The 15,927-nt window shown below is 65.7% G+C and carries 14 protein-coding genes; 11 read left to right on the top strand and 3 right to left on the bottom strand.

Features of this window, described 5'->3' with window-relative positions:
• Positions 1–540: 540 nt before the first annotated feature.
• Entirely contained in the window at positions 541–1,110 is a 570-nt protein-coding gene (locus BKH28_RS12820) for a TetR/AcrR family transcriptional regulator (protein WP_075419169.1), read from the bottom strand.
• A 64-nt stretch (positions 1,111–1,174) separates the two neighbouring features.
• Between BKH28_RS12820 and BKH28_RS12815 the strand changes: the two genes are divergently transcribed.
• Positions 1,175–1,762 (top strand): dihydrofolate reductase family protein, encoded by a 588-nt coding sequence (locus BKH28_RS12815; RefSeq protein WP_334070632.1) that lies wholly within the window; start codon positions 1,175–1,177, stop codon positions 1,760–1,762.
• Positions 1,763–1,843: 81 nt separating this feature from the next.
• Here the strand turns inward: BKH28_RS12815 and BKH28_RS13595 are convergent, their stop codons facing one another.
• The gene (locus BKH28_RS13595; protein ID WP_178388894.1) at positions 1,844–2,005 is read right to left on the bottom strand and encodes a hypothetical protein; all 162 of its coding nucleotides are present in this window, start codon (positions 2,003–2,005) and stop codon (positions 1,844–1,846) included.
• Positions 2,006–2,183: 178 nt separating this feature from the next.
• On the opposite strand from BKH28_RS13595, the gene BKH28_RS12810 reads away from it, so the two are divergent.
• The 4 genes from BKH28_RS12810 to BKH28_RS12795 all read left to right on the top strand — a co-directional run bounded on the left by BKH28_RS12810 (position 2,184) and on the right by BKH28_RS12795 (position 7,075).
• Positions 2,184–2,918 (top strand): HEAT repeat domain-containing protein, encoded by a 735-nt coding sequence (locus BKH28_RS12810; protein WP_075419168.1) that lies wholly within the window; start codon positions 2,184–2,186, stop codon positions 2,916–2,918.
• A complete protein-coding gene (locus BKH28_RS12805; RefSeq protein WP_075419167.1) occupies positions 2,912–3,901 on the top strand; it encodes a MerR family transcriptional regulator in 990 nt (329 codons plus the stop codon). Before BKH28_RS12810 ends, BKH28_RS12805 begins: the two co-directional genes overlap by 7 nt.
• Positions 3,902–4,226: 325 nt before the next feature.
• On the top strand, positions 4,227–5,498 hold the full coding sequence (locus BKH28_RS12800; protein WP_075419166.1) for a polysaccharide deacetylase family protein: 1,272 nt from the start codon (positions 4,227–4,229) through the stop codon (positions 5,496–5,498).
• A 56-nt stretch (positions 5,499–5,554) separates the two neighbouring features.
• Positions 5,555–7,075, top strand: coding sequence for a glycosyltransferase family 2 protein (locus BKH28_RS12795; RefSeq protein ID WP_075419165.1), 1,521 nt, complete (start codon positions 5,555–5,557; stop codon positions 7,073–7,075).
• A 135-nt stretch (positions 7,076–7,210) separates the two neighbouring features.
• On the opposite strand, the gene BKH28_RS12790 is transcribed toward BKH28_RS12795, so the two are convergent.
• On the bottom strand, positions 7,211–7,537 hold the full coding sequence (locus BKH28_RS12790) for an ArsR/SmtB family transcription factor (RefSeq protein ID WP_075419164.1): 327 nt from the start codon (positions 7,535–7,537) through the stop codon (positions 7,211–7,213).
• 120 nt (positions 7,538–7,657) lie between these two features.
• Here BKH28_RS12790 and BKH28_RS12785 point away from each other — a divergent pair, with 120 nt between their 5' ends.
• From BKH28_RS12785 to BKH28_RS12760, 6 genes are all read left to right on the top strand, one after another.
• Entirely contained in the window at positions 7,658–8,887 is a 1,230-nt protein-coding gene (locus BKH28_RS12785) for an MFS transporter (protein ID WP_075419163.1), read from the top strand.
• Between the two features lie 200 nt (positions 8,888–9,087).
• Positions 9,088–11,082 (top strand): OPT family oligopeptide transporter, encoded by a 1,995-nt coding sequence (locus tag BKH28_RS12780; RefSeq protein WP_075419162.1) that lies wholly within the window; start codon positions 9,088–9,090, stop codon positions 11,080–11,082.
• Positions 11,083–11,200: 118 nt separating this feature from the next.
• The gene (gene ppgK, locus BKH28_RS12775) at positions 11,201–11,974 is read left to right on the top strand and encodes a polyphosphate--glucose phosphotransferase (RefSeq protein WP_075419161.1); all 774 of its coding nucleotides are present in this window, start codon (positions 11,201–11,203) and stop codon (positions 11,972–11,974) included.
• Positions 11,975–12,106: 132 nt separating this feature from the next.
• Complete coding sequence (locus BKH28_RS12770; protein ID WP_081380149.1) at positions 12,107–13,369, top strand: serine hydrolase domain-containing protein; 1,263 nt, start codon at positions 12,107–12,109, stop codon at positions 13,367–13,369.
• 161 nt (positions 13,370–13,530) lie between these two features.
• Positions 13,531–14,829 (top strand): sensor histidine kinase, encoded by a 1,299-nt coding sequence (locus BKH28_RS12765; RefSeq protein WP_256696049.1) that lies wholly within the window; start codon positions 13,531–13,533, stop codon positions 14,827–14,829.
• A complete protein-coding gene (locus tag BKH28_RS12760; RefSeq protein WP_075419158.1) occupies positions 14,826–15,566 on the top strand; it encodes a response regulator transcription factor in 741 nt (246 codons plus the stop codon). Before BKH28_RS12765 ends, BKH28_RS12760 begins: the two co-directional genes overlap by 4 nt.
• Positions 15,567–15,927: the final 361 nt, after the last annotated feature.

Below are 15,927 nucleotides of genomic sequence, written 5' to 3'. Positions count from 1 at the left end.
CCGGCTCCCCCCCCCCCCCCCGTACATTCGAGTGAAGCGTCTTGCTCGTAGGTGGCGTACATCAGTTGAATCTCGTTGCTCGACGGGGAGTGATTACGGAGGGTGACACCGTGTTCACGCAGGAAGTGGGAGAGGGGCGTTCGCTTCCGAAGCCCGCCTGTTGGGCAACGGAATTGAGAATTTCCGGTGATATAGATGGTTTCAATTCGTTGGAATAGTTCCTCACGCGCTCGCGATGCCTGGTGTCGGTGATTCTTCCGGCGGTGTGTGCTATGTCATTGAGTGCAACTTGACTGGTGAACTTATGCCACCGGATTACATGAGGGGGCAAGTATTGACAAGTTTTCCACTAAAGCCACTAGATCAAGGATGCCCTGCCAAGATATCCGGCGGAGCAGACCTCTGCCAATACTGCTGCAGTGGGCTCTCGTCGGAACGACCTTTTCCTTGCTGGGGCAAGCGGTGCTTATAGTCGGTGCAGCACTGGATGACATCGTCGACGTCGCCGTTGGCAGAACAGGATTGAGTTGGTGAGTTGCGTCAGCTGCTGAGGAGTCGGTGGGTGAGCGCGCTTACCACCTCGTCAGGGTTGGCGGTTTCATCCACGGGGACAGTGAGTTGGTCGAGAATCAGCCCGTCGAGGGCGTAGTGGAAAAGCATGATGTCCGCAGGCAGGTCGGGTAGGACCATCTTTTCGTTGAACTCGATGTCGGCTTCAAGCCCTGCTCGCCGCCAGGAGGTGAGCGCATCAGCAACATGAGGACGGCGGGTGGCTTCGAGTCGCAGCTCGAAGAGCGCGATCGCTGCATCGCGATCGTCTGTCAGTCGGTGGACGATGTCGCGCAGGTACTCGGTAAATCGTTCAACGCAGGGAGACCGCTGGGCGAGATCCGCGTGGATGTCGGAATTAGGCTGCAGACGTTCACTGATGCGGAGCAGAATCGCGTCAATGACCTCATCGCGCGAGGCGAAGTAGTTCGAGGCCGTACCCCTGGGTACCGCCGCCTCGGTGTCGATCGCCCGATGCGTCAGACCGCGCGAGCCTTGTTGAGCGAGCACCCGTACAGCGGCGTCGGCGAGCAGCGTGCGTCGCTCAGCATTACGGGCCATGTCATCATGCTATCGCAACTACTACTGCTGTAGTGGTAAGGTTGTTTTAACCACGACAACAGTAGTGATTGAGGGTGTGATATGTGAACTGATCTATTACGTCGCCGTGTCTATCGACGGCTATATCGCCGCGCCTGACGGCGGCTACGACGCTTTTCTCGTCGAGGGGGATCATGTGGCCGTCTACCTGAGTGACTTCGCCGATGCGCTTCCCGCCCATGTGCTCGGGGCGCTTGGTATGCATCCGCCGGGTAGTCGCTTCGACACGGTCATTCAAGGTTGGGCGAGTTATGACGTCGCGCGGGCGGCTGGCATTGAACGGCCCTATGCGCACCTGAGTGAGTTCGTCGCAACATGTTCGCAGACAGCCCCACCGGTTGGTGTGACGTTCACCGCCGACGCGGTCGCGACGGTGCGCGAGCTGAAGCGGCGAGAGGGGCTTGGGATCTACCTCTGCGGTGGCGGAAATCTTGCAGGAGAGTTGCTGCCTGAGATCGACCGCCTCATTCTCAAACGCAATCCCGTCATCCTTGGTGACGGCGTCCGGCTGTTCGGTGTCGCTGGGGCCATCGTGCAGAACTTTGATCTAGTGAGTTGTCGAGGCTTCGAGTCTGGCGTCGTGATTGAGAAATACGTCCGTGCTATCCGGTAGCAGTCCGCTGCGGGCCTATCTGTCGCGGGGTTCGAGAACCTTTCAAGCCGTCCAGATGAGATCAATGATGTAGATAGTGGTTCAGACGCGCAGCACGGCGAAGACCCAGATGGGCAGACCGGTGGTGAAGAACCTGTGCGCCACCCACGCGGTGGCTGCGGCGAATAGCCCGCTGTGCCAGGCGAAGTCGGTCAGGAGGATCGATATCGAGGTGGAGACGACGGCGCTGCACGGGTTCGCCATCCATTTGCTCATTAACTTCGACTCCGGCTTCAGACGGCAGACCCCGCGAATAATTGAGGTCAGTATCGATCGGCTGCGGCCTTAGGCTCGGCCAACATCCGGATGCGCGTCGAGTGCCGGGACGACTTGACCTTGACATTGTGACAAGGCATTTCCTTGGGGGCAGGAGGTGGTCCCGATGACCAGTACAACCCCGCAGGACTCCCGTGTCGCGAAGGCCCTGAGCGCTGAGAGCTCTTCGATCCGTCTGCAGGCGGCCCTGGCCATCGGGTCCGGAGCCGATGCCGACTACACGGAGCTGCTCGTCGAGCGGTGCGCGATCGAGCCGGACTTCTTCGTTCGGGACATGCTCTCCTGGGCCCTCACCCGCCTGCCGTCGGAGATCGTTCTGCCGCGCCTCCACCGGGAGCTCGACTCCGGTTGCAACCAGGCCCGCAGTCAGGCCCTGCACACACTCTCCAAGATCGGTGACAAGAGCGCCTGGCCCTGGATCACCCGCGAGATGCTCGGCGATCCCGACGACGGGATCGCGCGGACCGCCTGGCGCACCGCCGTCGTCCTCGTTCCGGAGGACGAGAAGGCGTCTCTGGCCGAGGATCTGACACGCCAGCTCGGTCGTGGAGACCGAAGCGTCCAGCTGAGCCTGAGCCGGGCGCTGATCGACCTCGGCGAGTTCGCCGACCCCGTCCTGGAGAGGGCTGCACATAGTCTCGATCCGAGGGTGGCTGCGCACGCCCGTGCCACCGAGCTGCTTCGGCAGGACCCGGAGAGAGGTTTTGAGGAGGCCATCTTCGAGGCGAGGCTGATGCTCACACCGGGGGTGCCAAGCGTGGAGGGGGCGGATAATGGCGTGGTGGGAGCTGAATCTGCTGGGGTTGACTCTGTGGGGGTGCAGGAGGAGATGGAGTGCTGATCGGCGACGCGGCCCGCTCCTCCGGAGTGAGTGCCCGGATGCTCCGGCACTATGAGGCTCTGGGTCTGGTGCGGCCGACGGGCCGCACCTCCGCCGGCTACCGCGACTACTCTGCCGAGGACGTCCGCAGAATCTTCCAGGTGGAGAGCCTTCGATCCATGGGGTTGTCGCTCAAGCAGGTGGGGCGTGCTCTGGAGGACCCGGACCTGACGCCCGCCGCGCTCGTCGTCGATCTCATCCGGTGCACTGAGGAGCGTCTGGCCCAGGAGCGCGAGCTGCTCGACCGGCTCCGGGCCATTGACGCCTCCGCGCCTGCCGACTGGCGCGACGTCCTGCGCGTCATTGACCTGATGCGAGACCTCGACTCGGAAAGTGCTGCACGCAGACAGCAAGCCGTTCTGATCCGATCTGCGGGAGCGCCGGTCCCCGTCGAGCTGCTGGCCGAAGCGCTTCTGAGCGAGTCCGAGCCGGATGTCGCGGGTGCGCTGCGCTGGGCCATCGCCCGATCCGGCGGTGATGCGGTGGCGGCGCTGCGCGCCGGTGCTCGCGCAGGGGACACGGACGTTCGACGGCGCGCGGTTCGGGCGATCTCTGAGGTGCCCGAGGCGCCGGGCGCCGCCGTCGTGCTCGCGCAGGCCCTCGATGACCCCGACGCGGCTGTGCGCGACTGCGCCGCTCTGGCGCTGGGGCGATGCGGTGTGACCGAGGCCGTCCCCGTCCTTGTCGCGATGGTGGTCGAAGGCGCCCACGATGTGGAGGCCGCGGAGGTGCTGGGAGTGCTGTGCCGCGACGATGAGCGTGCGTCCTGGATCGTCAACGCTCTCACCGACGAGCTCGCCGCACCCACCGCCGAGACCGCCGTGCGACTGCGTCTGACTCAGGCTCTCATCGAGCTCCCGGTCGATGCCGCCGGAGAGGTGCTTCGCCGGTTGGTCCGCGACTCCGACCCCGCCGTCGCCCGCCTCGCCTCGGTCTTCGCCTGAGTCCCGAACGAGAAGAGTCGCCGAGGACATAGCAATGGCGTGCGGTCGGACTTTTTTGTGGTTCATGCTCGAGTGGCAGGTGGTCGATGGGGCGTCTCAGTTACCTACAACAGTAGGGTGATCTCCCTCACATGTGGTCGGCGTTGGTTGGCGGAGGTGCGCGGATTTGCAGGGACTTGACGGGCCGGTGGCACGATGTGGCAGGCGCCTGGTTGGGGTGTCCGCGACTTTTGTCTGCGGTGGCGGCGATTTGGTGCGTATCCTGGAGAGGAAACCAACCGAGTGGACTGTTAACTGGAGAAGTACCTTGCCGCAGCATGATCGGATGAGGCGCCGCAACTTTCTGATGGGCGGCCTCGCCTTAGCAGCCTCGAGCACTCTTCTACCTGAGCTGCAGACGGTGGCTCACGCCTCCCCGGCCCCGCCCGTGGGTCCATCCTCAGCGCCGTCAGAGGTGCTATCGGACATGCAGGACCCGCGCGCCTGGGCACTCTCCTCCAGGGACGGATCCATACGGCCGGACACCTCCACCCACTCCCACGGGACCCAGTCGCTGCAGCTCACCACCACCGGCGACCCCGCTCGTCCCACCAGCGCCGACCTGGCGCTCTCGGGCGTCGACATGACCGACTGCCAGTGGGACCTGTGGCTGCGCGCTGAGGACTACCGGCAGATCGAGAGCATCCAGCTCGAGCTCGGCGGGGAGGGTGAGGACTGCCTGCGCCTGGACGTCGCACCCGACATACGCACGCTGCGCACCGGAAGCTGGTGCCGAGTGACCGTCAACCGCGCCGCCGAGCGCTCCGTCGTCGGCCACCCCCGGCTGGACCGGGTGACGCGGGTGCGCCTGAAGGCCGTCCCCGCCTCCGACTCGGCACCGAGCCGCCTATGGCTCGGCTACCTGGGCACCCTGCCCTCAGCGGACAGCGGCATCGTCTCCATCTCCTTCGACGACGGCTACGACAGCGACTACAAGACGGCACGGGAGATCATGCAGGGCCACGGCATCCCCGCGGCAACCTCCTACGTCATCGCCGACAAGGTCGGACTGCCGGGGCGCATGAATGCCGACCAGCTCGCTGAGATGCGAGAGGTTCACGGCTGGGACATCGCCGCCCACGCCTCCACCGACCTCACCACGCTCGACGAGGCGGGGATACGCCAGGAGTTCGAGACGATCAGGTCCTTCCTCCTCGAGCACGGCTACCCCGAGGGCGCCGCCCACTTCGCCCTGCCCATGGGCCGGTACAACGACCTCGTGCTGCGCACCTCTCAGAGCTACTTCACCTCGCTGCGCACCATCGAGAACGCCCCGGAGACCCTCGCGCCGGGGGACCCATTCCGGCTCCGCGTCTTCTACTGCGGCTCCTACACCACCGAGTCCCAGGTCGAGAAGGCCCTGGCCCGCTGCCAGGAGCACCGATGCTGGACCCACATGGTCTTCCATCGCATCGACGAGAAGCCCGACGGCGCTCCCGAGTCGGTGAAGGCGGCCAGCTTCGAGCGCTTCATGAAGCAGGTGGCGGACTCCGGCCTTCCCGTCAAAACGGTTCCGGAGGTCATGCGCAGCCAGCCCCTCGCCTCAGCCCCGGCCTGAGCCGCCGTCGCCTCCTCGCCCGGAACCGGCATCTCGACACGGAAAGACTGACGCCTATGACTTGGTCCTTCGGCCTGCTCGTCCTGCTGGTCTGCCTTGTCATCCTGCTGTCCTGTTTCGCGGTCAAGCTGCTGTTCAAGCGCAGGACACGGCTCCGAGTGGTGCGGGTGGTCCGTGGCAAGGGGCGCGGCGAGGGTGTAGTCACTGTACGCACTCCGGTGGCGACGACGGACGAGGCTCAGCGATCGGCCGATGCCACCGGGCTGCCTCGGGCCCTGATGCGGGCCAGTGGGGCCCTGCCCGCCGTCGTCGTGGCCCTCGGTGTGCTGGGGTGGCTGTGCTGGCGGGTCCTGGTCAGCCGGCACCACGTCCTGGACACGTGGATCGTGTGGACCTTCGATGTCCTCTTCGTGATGGTGGCTGTGCAGCTCGTGCTGGCCGGCTTCGAGGGGCGCGTGGTCGGTCGTGGTGAGGTGTATCGGGTCGCCGTGCTCGTTCCGCTCTACAACGAGGATCCTGATGTCGTGGTGCGGATGCTCTCCGCCCTGTTGCGTCAGAGCTCTCCGCCGGCGGAGATCCACGTCGTCGACGACGGCTCCACCCAGGGCGCCTACGTGGCGGAGCGGGACTGGTTCATTCGTCAGGCGGCGGTGGCCCGCATCTACGCCACCTGGCAACGCACGGCCAATGAGGGCAAGCGGCATGCTCAGGTTCACGGTTTCAGGAAGATTCGCGACGCCGACCTGTTCGTGACCGTCGACTCCGACTCCATGCTCGACGCCGAGGCCCTCCATGAGATCGTCCAGCCCTTCAGCGATCCCCGGGTCATGTCGGTGGCCGGCGTCATCCTGGCGATCAACAATCGGGAGAATCTGCTCGCCCGTGTCACCGACGTGATCTTCGTCGGCCAGCAGCTCGTCGACCGCTCCTTCATGTCGCAGCTCGGCTCGGTCATGGTCAACTCCGGCGGTCTGGCCGCCTACCGGTGCTCCATCCTGGCTGAGAACATCGATACCTACATGAACGAGAGCTACCTGGGGAGGCACGTGGAGTTCTCCGACGACTCCATGCTGACGCTCTTCGCCTTGCTGCACGGCAGGACCGTTCAGCAGCCCTCAGCCTTCGCCTTCGCGTGGATGCCCGACCGCTGGAGCCACCACTACCGCCAGCAGGAGCGCTGGTTCCGCGGCTCCTTCATCCGTGGGCTCTGGCGCATCCGCTTCCTGCCGGTCCTCTCATGGGGCTGGTGGCGCCAGGTCACCGGGTGGATGCAGATCTGGCTGGTGATCTCGGTCTTCGTCTACCTGCTGCTGTGGCGTCCGCTCGTCCTCGGCGGCGGTATCCCCCCGACGGTGGTGCTGGTGCCTCTCGCGATCGGGCTGGCGCAGGGCTCGAGGTACATCACCGTGTGGCGCTCGGACACCACCGGCTCCCAGAGGTACGCCAGTCTCATCCTGTCCCCGGTGGCGACGCTCTGGTCCGCACTGATCCTGCGTCCCCTGCGGGTCTGGGGGATGGTCACCAGCGGCAAGATGGGGTGGAACACCCGCCAGCAAGTCGAAGTCACCTCGCAGTGACGTGCCCACCGCTCACTTCGACCAAATCTTCATAGAAGACACGGCTCCGGGTCTTTTCTGAAGTTTTGGTCGAAGTGTTGAGGGCGATGGCTGCGGCTTGTCATGGCGCCGTCAGGGTACTCGCCCGGGTGGTCCTCAGTCCGGCCACTGCCCCTTGCCGGCGGGCAGGCCGACGGCGGCCAGCAGTCCTGGAAAGCGTTTCTCGATGACGTTGTCGCGCCGGGTGATGCGCCGGTGCTTGCCCTCGCGCTCGGTATGCATGAGCCCCGACTCGCGCAGCACCCGGAAGTGGTGCGACATCGTGGACTTGACGACGTCGTAGCTCAGGTCCCCGCAGTACAGGGCGCCCTCATCGGCGATCCGGCGAAGGACGTCGCGGCGGATGGGGTCTGACAGGGCGCCCAGGATCGCGTCCAGGGAGATGTTGCCCGCCTCGGGGTGGAAGAGCTCCCTGTCCTTCACAGTTCGTCCCTGCCTTTCTGTCCCAGCCTTCGCCCCCGGCGCGCACCGGACGGGGGTTGACAACGAGTATCGTCTCCTACAATTCTTAGTACGTCAAACATCGAACTAAGGAGGTTTGAGATGACTGAAGAAGCTAGTGGCTCATTGCGCGTGTCCGTCGATGACAAGAGAACGCCGCCGAAAGGTATCCGCGTCTCGACCATGGGCTGGCTGTCCTTCTTCACCATGTTCGTCATCGGGACCGACACCTTCCTCGTCGCGCCCCTGCTGCCCCTGCTCCAGCGTGAGCTCGATGTCCCCCTGTCCCGGGCCGGTTGGCTGGTCTCCGCCTACGCCCTGGGGTACGCGCTGTTCGCCCTCGTGGCCGGCCCCGTCTCGGACCGTCACGACCGGCGTCGGGTCATTCTCTCCGGACTGGCGGCCTTCGCCGTTTTCACCTGCGCCTGTGGACTGGCCTGGAGCTTCTGGAGTATGGTCGCCGCCCGCTTCCTGGCCGGCGTGAGTGCCGCATTCGTCAGCTCCCAGATCTGGGCCTCCATCCCGGTCACCGTGCCCCGGCCGTCCGTCATCAAGGTCATGGGCTATGCGACCGCGGGACTGGCGGTCGCGCAGGTTGCCGGCGTGCCGATCGGCTCCTACCTGTCGATCAGAGGCTGGCAGCTGCCGTTCCTCGTGGTCGCGGCGGTCAGCGTCATCCTTTGGGGACTCCTCTTCCTCTCGTTCCCCCATGTGCTGCCGGTGGGGGAGTCAGCCGACGTCGTCGGCTCCTACCGGAGGATCCTCGGCTCGCGGGTGCTGAGGTGGTCGCTCCTCGCCTACCTCGTGTTCCAGACCGGCAACTATGTGTCGTTCTCATTCATCGGCTCCTGGCTGGCCAAGGACTTCGGTGCCTCGCAGGGCACCATCGGAAAGGTCATGATGATGATCGGTCTGGGAACCGCGCTGGGCTCGCTCCTCGGCCCACGGCTCGTCGCAAGGATCGGTGAGCGGCGGTCGCTGTGGGGCGGCATCCTCGCCCAGGGCGCCTTCTACCTCCTGGCCGCTGCGATGCCGCTCATCGTGACCACCATGTGGGGCACTGTTGTCGCCTTCGCCGCGGCCCTGGTTGTGGCCGGCTTCCTCCTGCCCGTCCTCATGGGGCAGCTGCAGGCCCACGCCGGCCAAGCCCGAGGAACCGTCTCCTCACTGTCCAACACGGCGATGTACCTCGGTGCCACGATCGCCGGTGCCATCGGCGGAGGGCTCCTGACCCACGTCCCCGGCTTCTGGGGGCCCGGTCTCATGACTGCTCTCGCATTCCTCCTGGCCGTCGCCCTGTACAGGATCGCCGGCGCCCTGGCCTCCGAGTAAGCCGGCCGGCGCCCGCCGCTCACTTCGACCAAAACTTCAGAAGAGACACGGCTCCGGGTCTTCTATGAAAATTCGGTCGAAGTGTTGAGGGCTACGACGGCGGGCCTGATCTGTCCTGCGTTGAATGGGCCGTTAACGATCGTTTTCGGACAAAGTGCTACTCTCCCCTCGGAATTATCCCGACATCGAGAGATCTCACCATGTCCACAACAACCTCAACCGGCTCCGCTGCGGCGAAACCGTCCGGTGCCGGCTCCGCCCCGGTCAAGGAGCTGACGATCCGCGGCGTCCTCATCGGCGGCGTCATCACGCTCGTCTTCACCGCGGCGAACGTCTACCTCGGTCTCAAGGTGGGGCTCACCTTCGCCACCTCGATCCCGGCCGCCGTCATCTCCATGGCGATCCTGCGTCGCTTCTCCGATCACACGATCCAGGAGAACAACATCGTCCAGACGATCGCATCAGCGGCCGGGACGCTGTCCGCCATCATCTTCGTGCTGCCCGGACTCATCATCGTGGGCTGGTGGACCGGCTTCCCCTACCTCCAGACGGTCCTCGTCATCATCCTGGGCGGCATCCTCGGCGTCACCTACTCGATCCCGTTGCGGCGCGCGCTCGTGACCAACTCCGACCTGCCCTACCCCGAGGGCGTGGCCGGCGCCGAGGTCCTGCGCGTGGGCGACACCAGTGAGGGGGCCGAGGAGTCCAGCCGCGGACTGGGTGTCATCGTGCGAGGCTCCATCGCCTCAGCCGCCCTCTACTTCCTCAACGCCCTCAAGGCCATCAGCGTCGACATCTCCGGGGTCTTCCGGGTCGGTGCCGGCGCCACGATGGTGGGCACCTCCCTGTCCCTGGCGCTGGCCGGAGTGGGCCACCTGGTCGGCGTCGGCGTCGGCATCGCCATGATCGTCGGCCTGCTCATCTCCTACGGCGTACTGCTTCCGATGCGCACCTGGGGCGAGGCGGCCGCCGCCAAGGACCTCGCGGACTTCGTGAGCACCACCTTCGCCAGTGAGGTGCGGATCGTCGGTGCCGGTGCCATCGCCATCGCCGCCATCTGGACCTTCCTGAAGATCCTCGGCCCCATCGCCTCCGGTATCCGCGAGTCCCTGGCCTCCAGTGCCAAGCGCAACGCCGGCGAGGAGATCCCCCTGACCGAGCGCGACCTGTCGATGAAGACGGTCATCGGTGTCACCGTCGGCTCCATGCTGCCCATCGGTGTGCTCCTGTGGCTGTTCCTGCACGGGACCTCCATGGCCCACCACACGGCGGGCCTCATTATCGTCTCCATCCTCTTCATCCTGCTGACCGGTCTGGTCGTCGCCTCGGTCTGCGGCTACATGGCCGGCCTCATCGGCTCGTCCAACTCGCCGATCTCCGGCGTCGGCATCCTCGTGGCGGTGACTGCGGCCGCGCTCGTGCGCACCATCGCCACCACCTCCTCGCCCGACGACGTCCGTACTCTGGTGGCCTACACGCTGTTCGTCACCGCGGTCGTCTTCGGCGTGGCCACCATCTCCAATGACAACCTTCAGGACCTCAAGACCGGTCAGCTCGTCGACTCCACCCCGTGGAAGCAGCAGGTGGCCCTCGTCATCGGTGTGGTCTTCGGAGCCATCGTCATCCCGCCGGTGCTCAGCCTCATGCAGGGAGCCTTCGGCTTCGCAGGTGCCCCCGACGCCGGTGCCGACGCTCTGGCCGCGCCCCAGGCGAACCTCATCAAGCACCTGGTTCAGGGCGTCCTCGGTGGTGACCTCGACTGGAATCTGCTGGGGCTGGGCGCCCTCATCGGCGCCGTCGTCATCGCCATCGACGAGATCCTGCGCCGCAGCAGCAAGTACTCCCTGCCGCCGCTCGCCGTCGGCATGGGCATGTACCTGCCCACGGCCGTGACCGTCATGATTCCGATCGGCGCCGCCCTCGGTCACTTCTACGACCGCTGGGCCGAGCGCACCGCCAACCCCGAGCGGGCCAAGCGCATGGGCACGCTCATGGCCACCGGACTCATCGTCGGTGAGAGCCTCGCCGGTGTCGTCTATGCCGGGATCGTCGTGGCCTTCGGCGGCAAGGAGGATCCGCTGGCCATCATGCCCGAGGGCTTCGCCGGCATCGCCCCCTGGGTGGGCGTGGTGCTGTTCGTCGGCACCCTGTGGTACCTCTACCGGGGTGCCCGTCAGGAGAGCACTCGCGACTGAGGGCCGACGCTGCGGCCTCCGGCCGCCACCGTCTCCTTGTTCCGACCGTCCTCGCGGCCGCCGTCCCTGCACTAGGCTGGGCGGAGACCGCGAGGACGCGTAGTACCAGGAGGACCTCATGACTTCGACAGCACCAGCAGCATCAGTGGCATGTGGGATTGACATCGGTGGATCGGGCGTCAAGAGCGCCCTGGTCGACCTGGCCACGGGCACGTTCATCGGTGAGCGTGTCCGCATTGACACTCCCGAGGAGTCGACTCCTGCGGCCGTCGCCGAGGTGTGCCGCGAGCTCCTCGAACAGCTCGAGGTGGGCGACGACGTCCCCGTCGGCGTGGCCCTGCCCGCTCCGATCGTTCACGGCACCGTCCCGTTCATCGCCAACCTCGACAAGTCCTGGACGGGCGTCAACCTCACCGAGCTCATGCGCGAGCACCTGGGCCGGCCGGTGACCGGACTCAATGACGCCGACGCCGCGGGCCTGGCTGAGGTCGCCTTCGGTGCCGCCAAGGACGTGCCCGGAACCATCATCGTCACCACCCTGGGCACCGGGATCGGCTCCGCTGTCATTGTTGACGGAACCCTGGTTCCCAACACCGAGCTCGGGCACCTGGAGATCGACGGGTACGACGCCGAGAGCCGGGCCTCCGCCGGGCAGCGCACCGCCCAGGACCTGTCCTGGAAGAAGTGGGCCAAGCGTCTCCAGCGCTACTACGCCCATGTGGAGATGCTCTTCTCCCCGGACCTGTTCGTCGTCGGCGGCGGAGTCTCCCGCAAGCACGAGAAGTACCTGCCGCTGCTCGACCTCAAGACCCCGATTGTCCCGGCCCAGCTGCTCAACACGGCCGGCATCGTGGGGGCCGCCTACCAGGCCTCCCGCACGTGCACCTCCTGACGAGGCCGCAAGCGGCGCCGGCGCGGGTCGGTGCTGAGCGGCGGTCCACCTCATCCGGGACTGTCCTTCTGGGCAGGGGGCGCTGTGCTGCAGGCGGGGGTGGTCGGCCCGCGGAGTCATGACACTGGAGGCATGGGTAAAGCAGAGAAGTTCAGTCCTGTCCGTTCCAACGTAGTCACTCCTGAAAGCCCCGAAGCAGCAGGGGCCGCCGGTACCCGAGCCGGCCGTCGCCGGTCGGTGGTGTGGCGGGTGCTGGCGGTGCCTCTGGCGGCGGCGATCGCGTTGGGGGCTGCCGGGGGTACGGCCTCGGCGGCGCCGTCGAAGGGAGAGGCTGAGAGCCTGAAGTCCCGGGCGCAGGGGCTGGTGGAGGCCGGTTACCCGGCGGCTCTGGCGGCGGTGACCGACAGCAAGGGTGAGTCGGCGGGAGTTGCCGTGGGCAAGGGCAATCTGGAGACGGGGCAGGCCCCGCCGATGGACGGCGAGGTGAGGATCGGGTCGAACACGAAGACCTTTGTGGCCGTGGTGGTCATGCAGCTGGTTCAGGAGGGCAAGGTGGGGCTCGATGAGCCGATCGAGACCTATCTGCCGGGCCTGATCAAGGGTGAGGGCGTCGACGGATCGAAGATCACGGTGCGCCAGCTCCTGCAGCACACCAGCGGACTACCTGAGTACACCGATATCACTCCCGGAAGGAGCGATATCTTCCAAATCAAGGATCACTACGCGCAGCCGCGGGATCTACTGGACACAGCTCTGAGCAAGCCGGCGCAGTTTGAGCCGGGGACGCAGTGGAAGTACACCAATACGAACTACATCGTGCTGGGGATGCTCATTGAGCGGGTGTCCCAGCGGCCGGTGGGTGAGCAGATCGACCAGCGCATCGTCAAGAAGCTGGGGCTGTCGCACACCTACTTCCCGACTCAAGGGGAGGAGAAGATTCGTGGCACCCATCCTCGGGGGTACCACCTCAACGCCGACGGCAAGTTGGAGGACATTACCGAGATGGATCCGGCTTGGGGGTGGGCAGCTGGTGCGATGGTCTCGACCCCTAGCGAGCTCAACACCTTCTTCCAGGCCGTCTTCGACGGCAGGCTGCTGAGCCAGTCCAGCATCGAGGAGATGAAGAAGGGTGTCGATATGGGATCAGGAGGACGAGTCTACGGGCTGGGCCTCATCGGTACTCCGCTCAGTTGCGGAGGCACATCCTGGGGCCACGGCGGGACGATCCACGGGTACCAGACCAACGACGCCGTCGGACCTGACGGCACCGCCGTCACCGTTGCCGTGACAGCTGTGCCCGCGGCGATCGCGGACCAGAGCAACCTGGAGAGCTCCGCCAAAGAGAAGGACAAACTGATTGAAGACGCCGTCGACGCCACCCTGTGCCACAAGTGATGGGCTCGGAGACGGAGTCGGGCACCTCGGCGTCGCGTGTGTGCTTGACTCGGAGTGTGCCCAGCCGCATGCCCGATTCCGCCGTCCGGGTGCAGTCGCCACCGAGGCTCCCACGAGCCGCGGTGGCGCTGTGCCTGCTCAGCGTGTTGTCTTACATCGGCATGGTGATAGCAGAACCAGAGTATGTCTCCGGGTATGAGGCAGGTACCGTTGCCAGGGCGGTTGTCCTGAGCGTGCTCGCTGTCCTCCAGATAGCGGCTGTCATGGTGACAGCGCGCTTCCCGTACTGGACGCTCGGGATCGTGGCCACCGCCGATCTCATCATCCTCATCGCCAGTGATCGATCGGGGCTCGGATCCGTTGCGGTCATGGTCGTCATCTGGTGCTTCGTGCGCTACCGTGTCCCGGGCTGGCAGATCGCGCTGTTCGCCAACGTCATCGTCTTTAACCTGGTCTTCCTCATTGGGGAGGTGTACTCCGGTCAGCGTGGGATGATCGCTATGATCATCTTGCTCTCGGTGCACCTGCTCCAGCGTTACCTCCTACCGGTGGCGGTGGCGGAGTACATGTTGGGGCGCGAGCGGCTCCACCAGGCGCTGCGTGACAAGGCTGAGCTCCTTGAACGGGAGAAGCAGCTGCTCGAGCGCGAGGAGCGCGAACGGGTCGAGCGCGAGCTTCGGGCCAGCCGCAATGCCCTGGCCCGCGATCTCCACGACATCGCCGGCCACCATCTCTCCGGCGTCATCGTCAGCGCCCAGGCGGCCGCGGCTTTGCGGTACAAGGACCCGGAGCGTTCCGACCAGATGCTCCAGACGGTGCAGGACAGTGCCCGAACCGCTCTGGCCGATCTGCGTCAGGTCGTTGGTCTCCTGCGCAGCGAGGACAGCAATGTCTCCGGACGTGAGGATCATGGCGAGGATGGTCGGCACAATGAGCCGGCGTCGTCGAGCACCGAGGCGACAGCCGAGCCGGCGGCTGTGACGGATTCCCGGATGGCAAGGGAGCCGGTGCTCCTGCCCTCGCTGGAGGCAGTGCCTCGCCTCGTTGAGGAGGCTCGCCGTCGTCAACAGCGGGTCGGGTACGCGGTCAACGGCCGGCCTCGTCCCCTGAGCCCGCTGGCTGACACCGCCGCCTACCGTATGGTCCAGGAGTCCCTCGCCAACAGCGCGCGGCACGCGCCGGGGGCATCTTGCCAGGTACGGATCATGTATCAGCCGAGGTGCGTGGAGATCGTGGTGAGCAACCGGCGTCCGCCGAATGCGGAGGCGCCTCAGTCGGGCTCGAGCGGCAGGGGCGGTGGCTACGGTCTGTCCGGTATGGCTGAGCGCGCTGCCCTGGTGGGTGCTGAGCTGGTCACCGGACCCGACCCCGACGGCGGCTGGCGCAACCGCCTCGTCATCCCCGTTCCGCCGGACGTCGCCGACGGGTCCCGTACCGAGGAGGAAGCGGTCATCTCATGATTCGACTCGTCATCGCTGACGATCAGGCCGTGGTCCGTGCCGGGTTGAGCGTCATCCTCGGAGCCGAAGAGGACATTGAGGTCGTGGGTGAGGCGGCAGACGGCGCTGAGGCGATAGCGCTGGCTCGTGAACTGCGCCCCGACGTCGTATGCATGGACATCCGCATGCCCGGGACCGACGGTATCGCGGCAACGCGGGCGATCGTCTCCGACCCCGATCTGGACGTGGACGTGCTCATTCTGACCACCTTCGATGTCGACGACGACGTCCTGGCCTCCCTCGAGGCCGGTGCCGCGGGGTTTCTCCTCAAGGGTGCCGATGAGGACACTCTCCTGGGGGCGGTCCGCTCCGTCGCAGCAGGGGAGGGAACCTTGGACCAGCGTGTCACCCGCAGGATCCTGCGTGAGCTCTCCAGGCGAGGCTCCCGAGGTGCGCTCGCCGAAGCTGACACCGGGGCTCAGCATCAGTACACCGACAGAGCTGCGGATGCTGGCGGTGCATCCGGGCATGTGTCGCACGCCGGACCTGCTTCCGTGGACGTCGCCTTGACCTCTCGGGAGCTGGAAGTGCTCAGACTGTTGGCCCAGGGCATGTCCAACGGTGAGATGGCGGCACACCTATATGTGGAGCCGACGACAATCAAGTACCACCTGACGGGACTCATGCAGAAAACCGGGTCTCGAGACCGCCTGCAAACGGTGCTCTGGGGGATTCGCGCTGGCCTGGTACGGCCCTGAGAAGCGATGACAGGAGAAGTAGAACCGGAGGGACCGGTGCAGGGGAGAGCCGGCCTGTCCCCCGGGGAGCCCGGATGTGATGCAGGTCGCGGGAAAGTCGTTTGACAACCCGTGATCAAGTCTGGCTATAGTACTCCTCGCTGCCGGAGCGACTGAACGGTCTGACGGCGGTACCGGACGGCGGAAACGTCGAACCGGCGGGAGCGATCCGGCTGGTGCGGTGAAAGCAGAATAGTTCAGAGATCAGGGTCACGCGATCCGAATTTGATTCCCGAACGACAACCTGCTTATGCTAGTCCGGTCGCCTTCGAGAGGCAAGCAGGGAATTCTTTCCCGGTTGAAATCTCGGTGGGTGTGTTGT

The organism is Actinomyces oris, assembly GCF_001937665.1.
Taxonomy (GTDB): domain Bacteria; phylum Actinomycetota; class Actinomycetes; order Actinomycetales; family Actinomycetaceae; genus Actinomyces; species Actinomyces stomatis.
This window is presented reverse-complemented; position numbering and strand designations above follow the sequence as displayed.

Coding starts and splice junctions, on each gene's coding strand:
- BKH28_RS12820 (WP_075419169.1), bottom strand. CDS start 1,110: ATGGCCCGTAATGCTGAGCGACGCACGCTGCTCGCCGACGCCGCTGTA.
- BKH28_RS13595 (WP_178388894.1), bottom strand. CDS start 2,005: ATGGCGAACCCGTGCAGCGCCGTCGTCTCCACCTCGATATCGATCCTC.
- BKH28_RS12810 (WP_075419168.1), top strand. CDS start 2,184: ATGACCAGTACAACCCCGCAGGACTCCCGTGTCGCGAAGGCCCTGAGC.
- BKH28_RS12800 (WP_075419166.1), top strand. CDS start 4,227: ATGAGGCGCCGCAACTTTCTGATGGGCGGCCTCGCCTTAGCAGCCTCG.
- BKH28_RS12795 (WP_075419165.1), top strand. CDS start 5,555: ATGACTTGGTCCTTCGGCCTGCTCGTCCTGCTGGTCTGCCTTGTCATC.
- BKH28_RS12785 (WP_075419163.1), top strand. CDS start 7,658: ATGACTGAAGAAGCTAGTGGCTCATTGCGCGTGTCCGTCGATGACAAG.
- BKH28_RS12780 (WP_075419162.1), top strand. CDS start 9,088: ATGTCCACAACAACCTCAACCGGCTCCGCTGCGGCGAAACCGTCCGGT.
- ppgK (WP_075419161.1), top strand. CDS start 11,201: ATGACTTCGACAGCACCAGCAGCATCAGTGGCATGTGGGATTGACATC.
- BKH28_RS12770 (WP_081380149.1), top strand. CDS start 12,107: ATGGGTAAAGCAGAGAAGTTCAGTCCTGTCCGTTCCAACGTAGTCACT.
- BKH28_RS12765 (WP_256696049.1), top strand. CDS start 13,531: ATGGTGATAGCAGAACCAGAGTATGTCTCCGGGTATGAGGCAGGTACC.
- BKH28_RS12760 (WP_075419158.1), top strand. CDS start 14,826: ATGATTCGACTCGTCATCGCTGACGATCAGGCCGTGGTCCGTGCCGGG.